The 16,277-nt window shown below is 65.1% G+C and carries 15 protein-coding genes and 1 pseudogene; 7 read left to right on the forward strand and 9 right to left on the reverse strand.

All coding sequences use genetic code 11. The annotated features are described in order from the left end of the window. Positions 1-123: 123 nt before the first annotated feature. Both ABZ827_RS09280 and ABZ827_RS09285 read right to left on the reverse strand, forming a co-directional pair. Positions 124-1,548: a WGR domain-containing protein gene (locus ABZ827_RS09280; RefSeq protein WP_357234945.1), complete on the reverse strand. Its 1,425-nt coding sequence runs from the start codon at positions 1,546-1,548 to the stop codon at positions 124-126. A 246-nt stretch (positions 1,549-1,794) separates the two neighbouring features. Beyond that, positions 1,795-2,547 (reverse strand): SDR family oxidoreductase, encoded by a 753-nt coding sequence (locus ABZ827_RS09285; protein WP_357234948.1) that lies wholly within the window; start codon positions 2,545-2,547, stop codon positions 1,795-1,797. 407 nt (positions 2,548-2,954) lie between these two features. On the opposite strand from ABZ827_RS09285, the gene ABZ827_RS09290 reads away from it, so the two are divergent. Next, positions 2,955-3,311, forward strand: a complete 357-nt coding sequence (locus ABZ827_RS09290) for a hypothetical protein (RefSeq protein ID WP_357234950.1) — start codon at positions 2,955-2,957, stop codon at positions 3,309-3,311. A 235-nt stretch (positions 3,312-3,546) separates the two neighbouring features. Here the strand turns inward: ABZ827_RS09290 and ABZ827_RS09295 are convergent, their stop codons facing one another. Next, positions 3,547-4,125: a putative glycolipid-binding domain-containing protein gene (locus ABZ827_RS09295; protein WP_357234952.1), complete on the reverse strand. Its 579-nt coding sequence runs from the start codon at positions 4,123-4,125 to the stop codon at positions 3,547-3,549. Positions 4,126-4,567: 442 nt separating this feature from the next. Between ABZ827_RS09295 and ABZ827_RS09300 the strand changes: the two genes are divergently transcribed. The 5 genes and pseudogenes from ABZ827_RS09300 to ABZ827_RS09320 all read left to right on the forward strand — a co-directional run bounded on the left by ABZ827_RS09300 (position 4,568) and on the right by ABZ827_RS09320 (position 10,700). Beyond that, positions 4,568-5,710, forward strand: coding sequence for an XRE family transcriptional regulator (locus tag ABZ827_RS09300; RefSeq protein ID WP_357234955.1), 1,143 nt, complete (start codon positions 4,568-4,570; stop codon positions 5,708-5,710). Between the two features lie 169 nt (positions 5,711-5,879). After that, positions 5,880-6,236 carry a hypothetical protein gene (locus tag ABZ827_RS09305; protein WP_357234957.1) on the forward strand — a complete coding sequence of 119 codons (357 nt, stop codon included), beginning with the start codon at positions 5,880-5,882 and terminating at the stop codon, positions 6,234-6,236. A 24-nt stretch (positions 6,237-6,260) separates the two neighbouring features. Continuing rightward, positions 6,261-6,461: pseudogene (locus ABZ827_RS09310) on the forward strand (hypothetical protein); the annotation flags it as partial. Between the two features lie 992 nt (positions 6,462-7,453). Then, positions 7,454-9,604, forward strand: coding sequence for a hypothetical protein (locus tag ABZ827_RS09315; RefSeq protein WP_357234959.1), 2,151 nt, complete (start codon positions 7,454-7,456; stop codon positions 9,602-9,604). Between the two features lie 25 nt (positions 9,605-9,629). Next, the gene (locus ABZ827_RS09320; protein ID WP_357234962.1) at positions 9,630-10,700 is read left to right on the forward strand and encodes a hypothetical protein; all 1,071 of its coding nucleotides are present in this window, start codon (positions 9,630-9,632) and stop codon (positions 10,698-10,700) included. 425 nt (positions 10,701-11,125) lie between these two features. On the opposite strand, the gene ABZ827_RS09325 is transcribed toward ABZ827_RS09320, so the two are convergent. Together ABZ827_RS09325 and ABZ827_RS09330 are read right to left on the reverse strand one after the other, a co-directional pair. Next, on the reverse strand, positions 11,126-11,428 hold the full coding sequence (locus ABZ827_RS09325) for a hypothetical protein (RefSeq protein ID WP_357234964.1): 303 nt from the start codon (positions 11,426-11,428) through the stop codon (positions 11,126-11,128). Continuing rightward, complete coding sequence (locus ABZ827_RS09330; RefSeq protein ID WP_357234967.1) at positions 11,425-11,604, reverse strand: hypothetical protein; 180 nt, start codon at positions 11,602-11,604, stop codon at positions 11,425-11,427. Before ABZ827_RS09330 ends, ABZ827_RS09325 begins: the two co-directional genes overlap by 4 nt. 1,019 nt (positions 11,605-12,623) lie before the next feature. Between ABZ827_RS09330 and ABZ827_RS09335 the strand changes: the two genes are divergently transcribed. Further along, on the forward strand, positions 12,624-13,094 hold the full coding sequence (locus tag ABZ827_RS09335) for a hypothetical protein (protein ID WP_357234969.1): 471 nt from the start codon (positions 12,624-12,626) through the stop codon (positions 13,092-13,094). 136 nt (positions 13,095-13,230) lie between these two features. Here ABZ827_RS09335 and ABZ827_RS09340 read toward each other — a convergent pair whose 3' ends face one another. From ABZ827_RS09340 to ABZ827_RS09355, 4 genes are all read right to left on the reverse strand, one after another. Continuing rightward, the gene (locus ABZ827_RS09340; RefSeq protein WP_357234972.1) at positions 13,231-13,500 is read right to left on the reverse strand and encodes a hypothetical protein; all 270 of its coding nucleotides are present in this window, start codon (positions 13,498-13,500) and stop codon (positions 13,231-13,233) included. Positions 13,501-13,689: 189 nt separating this feature from the next. Beyond that, entirely contained in the window at positions 13,690-14,121 is a 432-nt protein-coding gene (locus tag ABZ827_RS09345; protein ID WP_357234974.1) for a CYTH domain-containing protein, read from the reverse strand. A 151-nt stretch (positions 14,122-14,272) separates the two neighbouring features. After that, positions 14,273-15,421 (reverse strand): hypothetical protein, encoded by a 1,149-nt coding sequence (locus ABZ827_RS09350; RefSeq protein WP_357234977.1) that lies wholly within the window; start codon positions 15,419-15,421, stop codon positions 14,273-14,275. A 308-nt stretch (positions 15,422-15,729) separates the two neighbouring features. Next, the gene (locus tag ABZ827_RS09355; protein WP_357234979.1) at positions 15,730-16,032 is read right to left on the reverse strand and encodes a hypothetical protein; all 303 of its coding nucleotides are present in this window, start codon (positions 16,030-16,032) and stop codon (positions 15,730-15,732) included. Positions 16,033-16,277: the final 245 nt, after the last annotated feature.

A 16,277-nucleotide genomic window follows, 5' to 3' on the forward strand; every position in this document is an offset into this window, starting at 1 on the left:
AGGACAGGCCCACGGCCGAGGTAGCGAGCCGGGGACCGGTCGAGATCGGACTGGGTGGCTCGGCCGATCGCGGTGTCGTGTTGGTCGAGCCAGTCTCGTAGCCGGATGGCCTCCTCACTCGAATCAGCTCAATCGGCGGATATCGCCCCGTACCCGGTAGAACCCACCGCGAGCGGATTCAGCTACCCCGTCCACCACATAGCGGGTCCCGGCCTGCCGGATATCGCGGGGGAACTGCACGTTCCATCCCCGTTGAAATCCGGGAGAGACGACGTGCACGCGCAGCCGTCCGTCCACGTCGATGCATTCGACGACTACTCCGCCGGAACTGTCGGTGGCGACCTCCAAGGTGCTGCTGGGTGCCACCGCGGCCATCTGGGGTGCCTTCACGGAAACGGTCTGTGGCAGTACGCCCTGTTCGGCGTCGTGGACGGCGGTCTCGCTCACATCGAGGCAGGCCAGGGTGCCGCTGGTGGTGACGAGGTACAGCCGGGCGTCGTGGTACTGCATCGAATAGGCCGAACCGCAGCCGGTGCCGAGTTTCCAGAGGCGCCGCCCGTCGGCATCGAAGCAGTAGACCGACGAGAAGTTGTCACCGGCGAAGACGTATCGCCCGTCCGGGGAGGCCGCGCACGAGTACACCGCCGCATCACATTGGAACGACCGGTCCGACCGGCCGGCTTTGTCCACCATCCTGACCTGATTACGCGCGGTGCCCGCGTACACGGCTTCGGCTTCCTGCCAGCCGAATAGCACCTGTCCGCCGGTGTCCCGGTTCCAACGGTGGTCACCGCTGGCCAGGTCGTATTTCGTGACCCCGGCCGAGTGGCCGTGGTAGACGCCGTCGTCGTCGATTCGTACCATCCAACCGGAATCGCCGTGGCTGCGGCGGTTCCACAGCGACTCTTCCTCGTGATCGATGACGGTCAGCCCGCCCTCCACATCGGAGACACCGAGGATGCCGTCGTGGATATCGAGCCAGTAGATGTCGACATTTGCGGCGATATCGTAGGCCGCCCGGGGCACCTTGCCCGACAGGTCGTAGACGCGACCGTCGTCGCAGCCGGCATAGATCCAGAAGTCGTCGGCGACTATGCATTTCACGGAGTCCGGCAACCGGAATCGGCCGACCACTTCGCCGCCGGGTGTCAGCGTGAACACATCCCCGTTCTCGTTGCCGACCCAGCAGCGTTCGCTGTCGACGAATATCCCGAATGCCGCGGCACCGGAATCGAAGCTCCACAGCACGGGCGCGGTACGGGCGGTGGAGCGGCGGCTGGTTATGGCGCGTCGCGCCACCGGGCGGGCCGACCGTGCACCCGGTACGGCCGGTGCGTACCCTTTCCGCTTCTTCTCGTTGATTTTCTTCTGCGCCGCCGCGTGCGCTTTCTGTACGTCGGCGAAAGAGCTGGCCTTGCTCTGGCCTTGCTCCCCGATGCGTCCGTACCGGATGGTGACCCGGGTGTCGTCCACTACGACCTCGTAGAATTTGTGCGCCGACCCTCCCTCTTCCGACAGCTCGAGATAGGTCGTGGTTGCCGCAGTCATGCCGTTCCCGCTCTTCGTTGGTGCGTTTCGAACGAAAGTTAGCAACGGGCACCGACATACGAGCGTGCGCCTGCGGGGTGACGGCTACGCCACCCGCGCAGGCAAGCGGTTCCCACGTGCGCGGCCAGGGACCTCGATCCTGCGCCGACCCCTTCTCCGGCCATCAGGTATCACTACGGCCGCATCGCTGAGTCTCCCGAGCGACCACGCTGCGGGACAATTGTGTTGGCGAGCACCCGCCGGCCTTCAGAGCCGGAGATGGGATGCTCCGTTCATATCGAGGATGGCTCCGGCGGCCCAGGTGGCTTCGGGCGATGCCAGATACACCACCGCGGACGCGATTTCCTCCGGCTGTGCGACCCTTCCGAACGGGCTCTGCGCGCGGATACCGGCACCTTCGGGACCGTGCAGTCGTTCCGCCACCCGTTCGGTCTCCACGAATCCGGGGGCTACGGCCCCGACCACGATGCCATGGGGTGCCAGCGCGACGGCCAGGGACTGACTCATCGCCAGCAGGGCCGCTTTACTGGCCCCATAGGCAGGGTGGTCCGGTTCGCCGCGGAAAGCGCCTCGCGAACCTATGTTCACGATATGCCCGCCCCGGCCTGCCGCCATCATCGCCTGGGCGGCGCAGTAGCAGACGTTCGACGCGGCGACGAGGTTGACGTTCACGGTCTCGGTCCAGGCCCGTTGCCATTCGGCGTAGGTCACCGTTGCCGGGGGATGCGGTGTCATCACCGCCGCATTGTTGACCACGACGTCGAGCCCGTTGTGGAGTCCGGCGGCCCGGTCGACCACGTCTCGTACCGTCTCGGGGTCGGTTAGCGAACCGTGCACGAGTAAGTGGCCGCTGCCGTCGAGTGCCTCGAGTGTGGCCTCCGCGTCATCTCTGCGGTTCGCGTAGTGGACCACGACGTTGTCTCCGCGGGCGGCGAAGGCTCGGCATACAGCACGCCCGATTCCCCGCGATGCGCCCGTGACGAGGACGGTTCGGCTCATAGGCGACCTTTCGTCTCACCGGATCGGCTCTTGCGGTGGACCAGACTAGCCGGTGCGAGGATACGGCCGATCTCGTCCGGGGTGAGCAGACCCGCGCCGACGGCGAGCTCGGGGATCGTCGAAAGGGCATTCTGAACAGACTCGACCCGGCCCCACGCGGTGCTGGCGGCCGGTTCGAGAGTCGGACGGCAACTTCTTCGAGCCGACGTGATAGGGAGGACGGAAATCGGGGTCTACCTGCGCAGGATGGGCAGCGGGGTAGGCCGGATCATCAGCGAGCACGGTCTCTGGCTCGCTCCGACCGAGATACGAAAGCGAGCATTACACCGGCCGATACGACATTATGGTCGCAGATCTGACTACTCAGGTCGCACACTTGTTTCAACTGATCAGGGAACTGCGCGCATATGTTAGTTACATCGACCCGCACCGTGCTCGGCAGCGTCATTGCCGGGCTGCTCATCGCCGGATCAGGGGGCGTCGCGGCGGCCGAGCCCGCCTCGGCACCCGCGCCGGCGCAAGCACCCGATGTTCCGGGGTCCGGGGCGGCGGCGCCCATCGCCGCGTGCATGGCGCCCGGCGACACCATCGAACTCCGCACCGGCCTGGGCGCCCTGCTCGGGACCGGGAGCGGCGCGATCGCGGGTCTGCCCGTCTTCTTTGTCGGGGCCATCCCGTTCGGGATCATCGGCGGCGTGATCGGTGCCATGGTCGGCTCGACCACCTACGCGCAGGATGCCTGGCGGGCTCCACAGGGCTGCTGATCGGACGGGGCCGCGGGGTCAGCCCTCGACCGGGTAGGTGGCGTCGAGCCGTTCGGTGAACGAAGGTCCGCCGATTCGGGCGTGCGGCCGGCCACCGACCCGCGGTCCTCCAGCAGCGCCCGATACACACCGTCAGGAGCGCCTCGCGGTCGTCGTTGAGCACCAACGTCATCGCGCACATGGAATCCGGGCTGCGTACTGGGAGAAGCCGACCGCGACGGCACAGCTACACGGGTCAGACCGCACGCACGGCGATCCCTGGATACTCCACGACGAGGCCCGCCGCGTCGTAGACAAGGCGGCACGAGAAATCGAAGACGGGCGCCGAGTAGTCGAAGCACCGGAACAGTCCACGGTCGGATGTGCGCGAATACTCCTGCTCCAGCCTTTCGACCGCGAGATCGCCGGCGCGCACATAGGCCGCCGGGGCGGGCGTCCGTGCGCCGATCGGCAACGCCGCGCGGTGCACGGGAAAGGTGTTGGTCATCGCCGAGGACTCCAGGTCCACGTCGAGGCAGCCATCCAGGTGGGGTGCCGGTTCGTTGTTCACCAGCCAGTGTCCGGCGCCGTCGGCCTCGAGCAACACGGTGCGCCGGCCGGTTGTGGAACGACAGGTCACGCGAGCGGTGCGGGTCTGCCAGCCGGAATCCACGGCGATGTCGTAGGCGACGGACCAGGTGCGGCCGTCCTCGCTGGCGGTTGTGCACCCCTCGATCCGGTGCCCGCGATCGATGGGTTCGAAGTAGGTGACCTCGAACCCCGCCCGCGTACCACGGTGCGTCCATGCGGCGGTTGCGGGCAGGGCGGCGAACATTCCGCCATCGTAAGGCTCCAGACGGTCCTCGAAACGAGGAAGACCCACGGCACCCGACCGAGCGCGGTCGGTGCCGCAGCCCGGGGGTCGCGGACCTGGCCATCGCGGCGACTGCCGAAGCGAACAACCTGGCGATTCTGCATTACGCCCGTGACTTCGAAACCGTGCGAAAGTGACCGGCCAACCGGCACAGGGGATAGCGCCCCCCGGAACGATCAGCTGAGCGATCGAGATGGTCCTCGACCGTATCGGCTTCAGTCGCCTCCCACTGTTCACAAGTCGACGGTGATCTCAAAGAGCCAGTGCATCAACGCTGTTCAGGTGTCCAGCGTCAACCTAGGAAGCGCTGCGGTATCCGTGGATCCTGCGGGGACCTTGGGCTCACGCGGTCGTCGCAACGCCGTACGTTGGGAAAATCCCAACGCGTAGGTGGCATGGATGTATGGACGAGACGCTTGTAGCAGTGGGGGACCGCATTCGTTCACTGATGCCGTCCGGAATGAGTCAGCGACAACTTGCAGGTCAGGCCGGTATGAAGCCTGATGCATTGTCTCGTGCATTGAACGGGCAGCGAGGGTTTTCCTCGACCGAGCTGGCCAGGATCGCGGAGGAACTCGGTGCTGACCTCTACTGGCTTGCTACGGGAAACGAGGACCCGCGCCGAGTCCAGATCGCTGCCCGGCACAGTTGGGATCCGGAACGACGTGTGTCCAGCAACCCGGGCCGCTCCTACGACGACGCGATCCTCGCAAAGGTAATCGAGGTCTACAACGCGGCCTTTCCCGAGGGGCCTCCTGCAAGCGAACCGTTACCGGGTGAACCGGCCCGAATGCGTGGCGCGCTGGGCGATGATTTTGTGCAAACGTTCGGTGCGGTTGTCGAGGCGCGGTTGGGCGTCGACGTGGTGCGTCTTCCGGGACTCACCACCGATTACTCCCTCAGTATCGGCTCTCGAGCGGTTGTACTGCTTGCTACCACGCCGAGTTGGTTCCGGAGCAACTGGTCGCTGGCCCACGAGCTGGCGCATCTCGCGCTCGGGCACCACAGTGGAATCGCGGAACCGGCTGAGCAAGACGAGGCGCCCGCCAACAGTTTCGCGGCTGAACTGCTCCTACCGAGGGACCTGGTCGAACGAGAAGACTGGCAGGGGATGGATGAGCGTCGATTGGCCGGATTTCTGTGGCGAACCGGTGTCTCGGCCCTCGCCCTGAAGACTCGTCTCGACTGGTTCCGCATCACGCCGGCGCCGAGTATCACTGCTGCCATGAAGGAGACGACACCGAAGCTGATCCGTGCCCACGCCGAGGTAGCCGGAGGAACGGAGAAGGTCGCTATGCGACAGCAGGGCTCTTCGGCTCGAGTCTTTCCTTCCGCCGTGCTCGATGCACTGCAACGTCGCGTCGACGCAGGCAGGGTGTCTCCTGAGTATCTCGCTTGGGCGCTCGATGTTCCTGTCGACGAGATAGATTTTCCTGCCCCGGATGATGAGCAGGTCGCTGATGCGTACGCCCGCAGGTTGGAGGACCGGCCGAGCGCCGCCGATCTGGAGAAGTGGGTCGCGGCGAATAACAGGTTGGCCGGGTGACGGCTCCGATACTGCGCTGGGAAAAGATCACAAACGCCGGGATGCAATACCGCTGCAGACATTTTCGTGCACGTCGCCACTGCTTCGAAGCCCCGGGGGTCGGAAGCTCCCACACGAGAAGCCATGGGAATACGAGGTCCAAAGCCACTTCCGCGAATGCTCGAAGCGCTTGAAGGACGGCAATTTGCTCCTCGTCGGCCGCGACGTACCCGGTGCGGAGATCGTTGCCGCTGTGCACCTGATGCTCGACTGCTCTGTACCTGGACTATTCGTCGCCCATATCGCAGCAATCGGCGTCAGCAATGCCGTTCGCGGCCGGGGCGGCGACGTGGCCGACACGACTCTCGGCGAAGTGCGCCGTCGCATCGTTGAGCGCGCGGTATCCCTCGGCCGCGGCGTCGCCGTAGCGAGTGCGTCAATTCACCGACAGAACCGCCCGAGCGAGTTGCTCTTCGAAAGAGCAGGCTTCGAGCCGCGCTCCGCTCCCGTCGGCGACTACCAGGAGTGGGCCTGTCGCATCCTGTAATCGGTTGCACCCGAACAGGGCTCGAAGGTGTTACGGCCGAGGCAGACGATGATCCGTGTGCTGTTCGCGTTCGATCCGTGGCGGTCGGCGATCCTGCGCACCGGCGGTGACAAGAGCGGGCAGTGGGAGATCTGGTACCCGGGTGTCCAGTTCGGCTACGGGCATGATGCGCGAGTTCTGGCGGGCGACGACCTCGTCAGGATGTCCGTAGCCGACGTCATGTAGGTAGGCAGCCATAACCGCATCCCCATAAAGGTCGGCTGGCAGTAGCTCCGCCACGGACTCCGTCCGACGCCCCACCGCGACCGAGTGAGCCCGACGCGATTCAGTCAGCGGAGCCAACAGATCAGCCACAGCCAAATTTACGGCCGCTATCGTACGCCCCGCACCCTTTCCGAATCGTCGGCTGGATTACGACGATCGCACTCGATGGCTGGTTGCCGAATTCCGCCAAAAACGCTCAAGAGGCGGTTGGCGCTGCACACCGCCGCCATACTGCGGCGCGCAGCGGCTGTCTCGGACCTCAACGCCCGGCGCGCAGGTGCGTCGGGCGGCGGTCTCGGCATGACCGTGAACCAGGGCGGCGTCGGTAAATGCCCCGGCAGCCATCCATTTGCGCGCCAGCCCGGCTACGTACTGTTCCACCGGCAACACCGGAAGCCGGCTCCGAACTCCATGGTGTGCTCACCCGCGCCACCTTGATCTCAGCGGGCCTTCGCACGGTATCCGCTGCACATAGTTCGATCGGGTCCTCCTTCGAGATAGAAATTGCTGGTAGACGGATCTAAAGCTGTTGTTCAGCAACAGTATTCGGTGCGTGTTCTGTTTAGGGTCCTGTGGCCCGGGTAGGGCGTGGGGAGTTCGGTCCTGAAGCCGGTGTGACTGGCGGGGCTGTAGTGAGGAACCGGCTGCCGGGATGAGGAGGGCGCATGTGGGTCGATTCAACCGCTCGGTTATGGCGTGGAAGGAGGGCTCGCGCGGGCGTGGCCGCGATCGTGGTGTCGGCGGTGCTGGTGGTGACTGGGGGCGGTGTCGTTGCCGCGCAACCGGGCACGGGTGAACCGAGCGACTCCCCGACACCCACCCCGGAATCGCCGGAGACCCCGCCACCATCGCCCTCGACTTCACCCCCACCCGCACCGCAGGCGCCCTCGCCGACGCCACCACCCGCGTCACCGTCGACGCCCGCGCCCGATACGGCTCCACCGTCAACACCGGTGCCGGCGCCTGACTCGTGTGCGCCGGACGGCTCCGGAGACAAGGTCGATCCGGGGCAGTGGACACCGACTCAGAATCCGAATCCCACGATCGTGCCCGGACAGATGCGTTCGGACTGCGAAGAACTGCCGGAGGGTTTCACCAAGGCCGACGCCGACAAGGCCGAGACCATGGAGGCCGGCTTGGCGGCCCGGCAGCGGCCCGGCGCGCGGGCTGCCGCGGCGTGCCAGGTGTATTGGCCGGCCCCGTATCAGGTGTGTGGCGCGATCCGCGACAAATACAACGAGCTCGGTGGTCCGAACAGTTTCCTGCTGTGGCCCACCAGCGATGAGCTGACCAACCCCGACGGGGCCGGGAAGCGCACGACATTTCAGAATGGGCCGATCTACTGGTCGGCCGGCGGTGGCGCGCACCCAGTAGTGAACCACTTCTTCGCAGCCTGGCAGCGCAACGGCTGGGAATCCGGGGTGCTGGGTTACCCGACGTCGGATGAAATCGTGAACCCTGATGGTGTCGGGCGGCGGCAGCTGTTCACCGGAGGCACCATCTACTGGAGGCTCAACGAGGCATACTTCGTTGCCGGCGCGATCCGGGACAAATGGGGAGAAACCGGCTGGGAAGGCGGATATCTGGGGTATCCGACCAGCGATGAGAAACTCGCTCCGGACGGAGTCGGCCGCTTCAATACCTTCGAGCATGGCTCGATCTACTGGACACCGGCCAACGGAGCGCACCCCGTCTCGGGCGGAATCCTCACGAAATGGGCATTGACCAACTTCGAGGCCGGCCCCTACGGCTACCCCATTTCCGATCAACGCCAGCGTGGACAAGCGTTCGACCAGGACTTCCAGTTCGGCACGATCGGCTGGCCCACCACCGCGGTCCAAGAGCAGGACATCGATTGGCAGGAAGACTACATCGATGACACCAACTGCCCCGGCTGCGGCGACGACAACCGCGTAGCCGTAACCGGCCCCGGCTACACCAACGCGCCCCAGCCGAGAGCCGCCCCCACGACGGAGAACGCTCAACCGGCAACCGGCGAGCTGTTCGACGAGCTTCCACCGTGCGCAGACCTGCCACCCGCCGAGAACGCCGATCCCTCGCAACCGCAGTACGGATGGTGCCGACCGGAACAGCCGCAGCGCCGCGCACCATTCGCCGCGCCCAACAGCTTGCTCGACAAGCCCTACTGCAACTCGCTACCACGCCGGCAATGGGCCGGTGACCGCTCGTATCAATGCATGTGGCGCGACGGGGAGATCGGCATCGTCGACCGCCGCCAGCCCGAGGTTGTCCTGGGCACGGTGGCGGTCGTCCAGGAAAACCAGATCCAGACCGCCTGGAACTCCACCACCTGGAAAGCACGCACCGCCCTGCACGTCACCGGTACCACCGGCATCGGCAACGAAGCCCAGTACGCCATGTCGGTGTACTGCACCGGCAGCGGCTCCTGCAATCACAACTTCAGCAACAGCGAGGCGCCGCGCCCCGTGACCGAAACCCTCTACCGGCGCGACTACACCCTGTCGTCCCCGGTAGGCGTCGGTGCGGTGTCACAGTCGACCGGGTTCGCCGAGTTCACCTTCACCCATCCGGTCGCTACCCCGCTCACCACCGCCGCGGCGGCCGCACCCAGTGTGCGGTGCGACCAGCTCCCGGGGTTCCGGAACTCGGCCGGATGTGTTGTGCCGGGAGCTGAACCGATCCTGGACATGAGCACCCGCAATGTTCCCGCTCATGCCGGGCACATCGCCTACGCCCAGGCCAGCGGGCTGCCCGGTGCACCGAATGGGACCCCGTTGCAGCGCACCACCAACCAGACGACCGCTCAGAACAACCGCAACATCTCCTGCAACCGGGTCCCGGGCCCACGCCCGGCCGGGCAGCAATGCGATGAGTATCCCTTCGCCTCGACCTACCAGGGCGGCGGCGCGAACGGGCCCGCCCGCACCTACCAGGGCACTTGTCAACTGGGAATGCCTTTGTGGGTCGACGTGCGGCCGCATCCGGTCGCGCCCTACAACAATGCAGGGATCAGCATGTGCATGATGCCCGCCAAGCAGAACTCGCGCGGAGGAGGGATCCTGTCCTGGTTCTATACCAAGAACCGAGTCCACGACGGTGACTCCTTCTACGTCAAGGGCTGATGAGCAGAGTTAAGGAGTGAAACCGATGACCGAAACCGGGATCGTGCAGGTCGATCATCAACAGTTCCTGTTCGCCGCAGCTGATACGGACACCACAGATATCACTGCGGAAGGAAGCCTGATCTGGACCGGTCCCGGCTGCGTGTCGGTACTCACCGGCATCGCCTACGGCCCGGTCGCCCTCACCCTCGACACCACCGCAGGCAGCAGCACCTTCGACGGCTGGGAGGCGGTGGAGGAGACGGTGATCGAATCTCCCGCCGAACTACGAGTGATGACGCTGGACGGGGATATGCCCCCGGAATTCGCGCCGGTATCGGCGGGCCGATACCGGGTCCGGGTCCACGCCCGCGGCCGCGATACCCACACTGGTCTGGAAGTCGGCGAACCCACCGAAACCTACCTGCTGACCGTCACCACCTCCACCGATGCGGTCGGGACGGTGACCACCCTGGTCGACAACGACACCGCGCACAACCAGACCAGCCGGATGCCGGTCATCGACTACGACCGGGTCTGGGTTCCGGGACCCGACGGTGGGTATATCGAGGTCGCTCGCGATAGTCCCGAAGCCCAAGCCGTCTATGCCGCACGTGACCGTTGGGGCGGCCGCCCGCCCACCGGCCGCCCGTCGGTCGACGTCGGGCCGGGAAGCGCGGCGTCTATCGTCGCTGATCTCGACCGTGACCTGGTCGACGAAATTCTTGCGTTGCCCGCCCCACGGCAACGCGAACTGGCCGGTCGATGCACACGCTGGGCCTTCGAACAGGCCGGGCTGGCAGAAGTTCCCGATTTCCGTGAAGCTCTCGACGCCTTGGACCACGATCGGAAACGCCCACGCGCGCTTGCCAACAGCTCGCTCGCTTACCACCGCCTGGAAACCGATCCGACCATCACGCTGACCGTGATCCCCGGATTCGGCGGGAACTCCTCGGTCATACCGCAGGTGCAGGCCCTCTACACCTACGAATTCGCCCACCATCCAGACCCGGCCAGGGCCGCGTTCGAGGCCATCCGGTTCGCCGCCGAAACCTACGGCCAACGCTACCCGGAACTGATCTCCCGCATCCGCACCGAATTCGGGGCACGAACCTGATGCTTGGACCGGGCGATCCAACGAGATGTGATGGACGGGAACTACTCGAAGCCGCGGGGGTAGAAGACAACAGGGCTCAGGTAACCCTATGAGTGGACATCTGCCGAAGATGCCGACCGACCCCGCGGCGTGAGGGGCTGCCGCCGTCAGCGTGCTGCACTGTCGCATTGCGGCGTCCGAGCCAGGACTGGAATGGTCCTTGTTCCGGGTTTCCTTCGAAAGCCGGAATAGTACGTACCCAAATCCCGCTTTCCGGAGTTCCCAGGGTCGTCGCGGAGCATCGTGGCGGCGGGGTGTGCCGGCAACCTGGGTGCTGCTGCCGGTGGCCCGTTCACGACGCGACGATCAGGGCCACCAGATCGTCGCCGCGATCACCAGCAGTGGCAGTCCGATCGCGATCGCGAAACCGGCGATTATCAGTGCGCTCATGGTGTCATCTGCTGGGGTGTCCAGCGGGCGAAGGTGTGGCGGGGTAGTACGGTCTCGACGTCGGCGATGTCCAGGACCTCGTCGAGTTCGAGGGGGCTCAGGTGGCCGGGTGCAGGCAGGATCAGCAGGTCGGCTTCAGCGTTGCGTATCTGGTCGACCACCCGAAGTACCGATCGTTCGCAGGGCCAAGCGAGTTGGTAGCCGAGTTGGTCGGCGAGGCGGCGTATCCGGTCGCGGTCGGATTCTGGGGTGCGGCTGATGTCGTAGTTGATCCAGCCGAACGCGATCGAGTGGCTCATCGCGCGATATCGGCGTCGGCCGCGGTTTCCGGGATATCGAGTGTGGCCCGGAGTGCTGTCGCCACTCGTTCCAGCACGGCTGTCTCGACGGTGTATTGATCGCCCCACATCCGGATGGCCGCTTCGATTGCCTGGTTTCGTGCGGGTCGCTTGGGCAAAGGTGGTCGTTCGCGCACGGTTCCTCCTCATCGGGTTCGATGGCAGGCACCCGGCGCCGGGGAGTGTGACGCGGTCGGCGACTCGTAATGTGCTGTCCAACCGGGTGGTTCGACCCTGCGCCGGGGCCGAATCAAGCCTTATCGACCGAGGCGGGCCGTCCCAGGTACAGCAGTGATAGGAAACTGGTACCTTTCCGCTAGGGCCTGTTTCACATGTGCAACGACCAGCGCCTATGGTTGCCTGCCTTGCCACCCGAGCTGGCATGATCTCTGGGTGTATGTGCGTAAGGTGCGGTCGCGTGATGAGCGGATGCGTGGAGATCGCCGCGTCTTGGAGGCCTGGGATCCGGCCACCAGCCCAGAACGACTCCGCGAACTTGCTGTGGACTCTATTCGGCCAGTTCGTCTGTGGACAGCCAGCAATCCGAACACGCCAGCCGACGTATTAACGCTCCTGGTGTTCGATGAGGATAGCTCGGTCCAGCGGACCGCTCTCTGCAATCCCAGTGTGCCGGTGGAGGCCCTGCGACGTGTTGCGGCATTGGAAGCGGAGCGCTTCGGGGCCAGGGACTTTTTGCGGCGCGAACAAGTGGTGCATCATCCAAACGCCACCGACGAGTTGCGTGCTGAGTTGATCGAGGCTGGAACTTGCCGATCTTCCTTGTGTCCGAAGCCGTGGTTCGATGGCCGCGGTTACTTCACATTCCCTCGGTAGATGACCGAGACCTACGAGCGCCCTGTCGGGCTCGCGCGGCGAACCATGCGGCGGCGCAGATGATCGCGGTCACCGATACTCCGACCACACCTAGGGTGACGTCTCGGTCGCGGTGTGCGGCCTCGCAGACTTCCCCGGCGTCGACTACCTCCTCGACGGTAGCGGAACCGGTCCGGAGGCGGACGTGGACGGACACCGTCAGAATAATTGCAGATCGAGGGCGGCCGGCTCCACGACCAGCGGAGGGCGAAGTAGCAGCTGTCGCGGTCGCCGGACAACGCGACCGGATGCGCCGGCTACTCACCATATATAGGAGGTGGCGATGCGGGTCGCCGTGACCGGGCACATGAACATCACCGAGAAGACCGCGGTGCTGGTGGGTGAGGAGATCGCTCGGTACCTTGCCGAGGTCCCGGATCTGGTAGGAGTGAGCTGTATCGCCCGGGGCGCGGATTCGGTGTTCGCGCAAGCGGTGCTCGACGCCGGTGGCTGGCTCGAGGTGGTGTTGCCCTCCCGAAATTACCGTGAAGCCAAAGTGAAGCCCGATCACGCACCAGTGTTCGACGAGCTGGTGGCGCGTGCATCCGGGGTTCGGGTGATGGACTTCGAGGAGGCCGGCCGGGATGCCTACGAGGCAGCGAACGACGCGCTCCTCGGGTCAGCTGACCGGCTGGTCGCGGTATGGGACGGGGAGGGCGGCGAGGCCGGAGGTACGGGGAGCGTGGTGAAGCTGGCGCGAGAGCGTGGGGTGGCTGTGGACGTGGTCTGGCCCGAAGGTGCCGCCCGAGCTTGACCGGGCTCGGATACCTCTCGACAATTCATCGAAGAGCCACCGGATTTCTTCTGGTGCTCGTGTTCGCGGTTTCTATTCGGACATCTGAAGCAGTGCGGGGTAGCCGTCCGCGGTGAGCCGGACACTGCTGGAGTATTCACCGGGCTGGAGTAGGTCGGGGGGTGATGTAGGTTGCCCGCGAGATCTGACCGTCTTTCAGGAAGACGAGGATGTTCCCACGTTGCATGAACGTCTCGTCCATGTCGATCTTCCCCCCGACTTCGCTCTCGAGGTAGTCGCGGGAGACCGGCTGGTGCGACACATAAACCGAGTCCCAGTTGCCGCCGGTCAGCTCATGCAGGCTGACTGATCCGCCGTTCTGACGCAGTTCGGCCAGTTCGGCCGAAAGTGCCTGGTCTTCCTCCAAAGCAACCCCTCCATCTTCTGAACATGCGGTCAGCGCAACAGCGGCGCACACCAGCAACGCGAGCAGGACCTTCTCAGCTGTAATAGGTGCCGTAACTTTCGCCGTCGCTTCCCGGGTTGTATCCGCCCGAGGTGAACTCCGTATCGGTCCGTGGAGGTTTGCTGCCGCCCATCGCCGCTTGCGCATCCGTCATACTGCTGTTTGTGCGCGCATAACCAGGTCCCGGTAAGGGAGGCGCACGATCGGGTTAGCGGAAATGCCGATCGCCTGTTCGATGTCCTCGAGATGTGCGGCTGCGCCGTCGCTGTCGGGATCGAGAATCTCCGTTTCGACGAAGGCGCCGACACCGGCGACGAGGTCAATGCTCACGGCTGTGCTGTCACGGTCTGGATGGCGGTAGGTGGTGCGTGCCTTCTCGACTCGTACAAGTTCGACCATTCCGACCGCCGCGAGCAGTGCGTTCGCCGCGCCCGCTTGGTCGGTGCCGGCGAGCTGAACGTTGGTCTCCTGCTTCGCGATGACGCCACGATCCGAATGGGTTGCTGTGCTGGATGGTGGCTTGTAGGTGATCTCGGCCGAGTCGCCACGCTGCCGTACTCGCAGGCATTCGACGGTTTCCATGTAGTCGACGTCGGGGGGGGCGGCTGTAGTAGGTGTCGACTTCGGTCAGCGAGCTTACTTCGCGATAGCCGAGTTCGGCGAGGCGGCGGCGCAGGGTTTCGCTGTCGGAGAGTTCGCGCTTGCGTTCGACCTCGATCAGGTCCATGCGGGGTCATCCTTTCCAGTGAATTGCCGTGTGTAGTCGAGCAAGTGTCGGTTTCGAGCAGATCGTTTGCAGGGTGCCGAGCGCGCGTTGCAGGGTTTCGGTGTCGCTCAGCGGGATGTTCTGGAACAGCACCATCTGCTTCGCGTCGACGAGCGGGTTCGATAGGCGGTGGGTGAGAAAGCGGTTGTAGTAGCGCCGGTCGCGGGTGAACACATCATCGGCTGAGACCGGCATCAGGACCAGGTCTCGGCCGGTATGGGCGTTGATCGAGTGCACCGCGAACGCGGAAAGCAGCTCGTCGACGGTGAGGTAGGCGTAGGTCTCGCGGCCTTCCCGGGTCAGCCACGAATCCCAGGTCCGGACACAGTCGTCGGCGCCCTGTTCGGCCTCGGACATGAACGCCATCAGGGCGACGTCGCTGACGGCGTCGAAGATATCTCCGTCGATCACGTGATGATGATCGAACGGTTCACTCACCGCGAGGACGTTCGCCCGGTGCATTGTCGGCATGCGATCCGATTCCGTCAGGGTGTAGTGCACTCGTTTATGGCCGGTCCGGAAGTCGATCCAGTCTCCGGAGAGTGGTCCGTCGAGGAGCGGCCGAAACCCGAGGATCCCGGTGCGCCAGACATGGTCGCGGCAGGTGATGTCGTGCCGTTGCACCTCGCGGAACAGCCCGACCGGCGCTTCGATCACCGCGCACACCCGGGTATCCAGTTCGGCTACGGGCACAATGCGCGAGTTCTGGCGGGCAACGACCTCGTCGTCGTGATGGTGATAGGGATGGGTTCCTTCACGCAGATAGTGCGGGACGAACATGCGCCAGAACTGCAACCAGGATTGTGAGCTGTAGGACTGCACGACCCGCTCGTGCAGGCTCGGTGCGGCGACGGCGTAGACGTCGCGGTAGACGAAGTAACCGTAGGGGTGGAGCACGGTCGGCAGTGTCCGCATCAAGGTGTGCAGTCCGGAGTAGGCGCCACCGTAGGAGTAGACCTCGTGCATCAGGGCGGACGCGCTGATCACGTCGACCGGTTCGCGCAACAGTCGCCCGATGTCCTGAGCCCATCCGTGCAGCAGCACGCACGACCCCACCGCGTTGAACCGTGCGATCGCATCCGTGAGCGAGGCCGAGGAGACGCCGGGTGCCTCCAACAGGGTGAGTCGTACAGGGCGTGGCTCCTCGGCGGCGCGTCGCGAGGTAGTCGACAGCAGCGCCGCCGCCCGGGCCGATCTCGACAAGGTGCGGTTCAGGCGATTCGACGCGTTGCAACGCCCGGTATACGAGTAGTCCCTTCTCGTCGCCGTGGTCGTTGGCGGCGACGTCGAGATAGGTCGCGGCCGATTTGTGCACATGCGCGAAGCGGTTCGGCGTTCCGATCATCACGGCCACCAGATCGATGCCGCGATCACCAGCAGCGGTAGTCCCATCGCGATGGCGAAACCGATCGCCACCGTGGCGCTCATGGACTCACCTCTGCGAATGCCCAGCGGGCGAAGCTGAGGCGCGGTACCACGGTCTCCACATCGGCCACGTCCATGACCGCGTTGAGCTCGAGCGGGCTCAGGTGGTCGGGCGCGGGCAAGATCACCAGGTCGGCTCGGGTGTTGCGCGCCTGGTCGGCCACCCGGAGTACCGATCGTTCGTCCGGCCACACGAGACGGTATCCGAGGTGGCGGGCGAGGCGGTGTACCTGGGCGCGATCCCATTCGGGTGCACGGCTGATGTCATAGTCGATCCAGCCGAACGCGATCGAGTAGCTCATGGCGCCGCCTGTTCAGGCTGCGCGCAGTTGCGGATTGGAAGGTCGGTCTGGAAAGGATCTAGTGGGTCGGTTTCGTGTAGCGCGCGGAGCCCTACAACTATCCGTTCCAGAAGGACGCGGTGATTGTGACAGCTGGTCTGGCGATTCTGGAGTGTCGTGGACTGGCTGTCCTCGGCGGGTCCGCAGGCCGCAGCAACTGATGACACTTCATCCGGAGAAAATCCGGTCACTGCCCGGGCATCGGT

The organism is Nocardia sp. NPDC019395 (assembly GCF_040632335.1).
Classification (GTDB): Bacteria; Actinomycetota; Actinomycetes; order Mycobacteriales; family Mycobacteriaceae; genus Nocardia.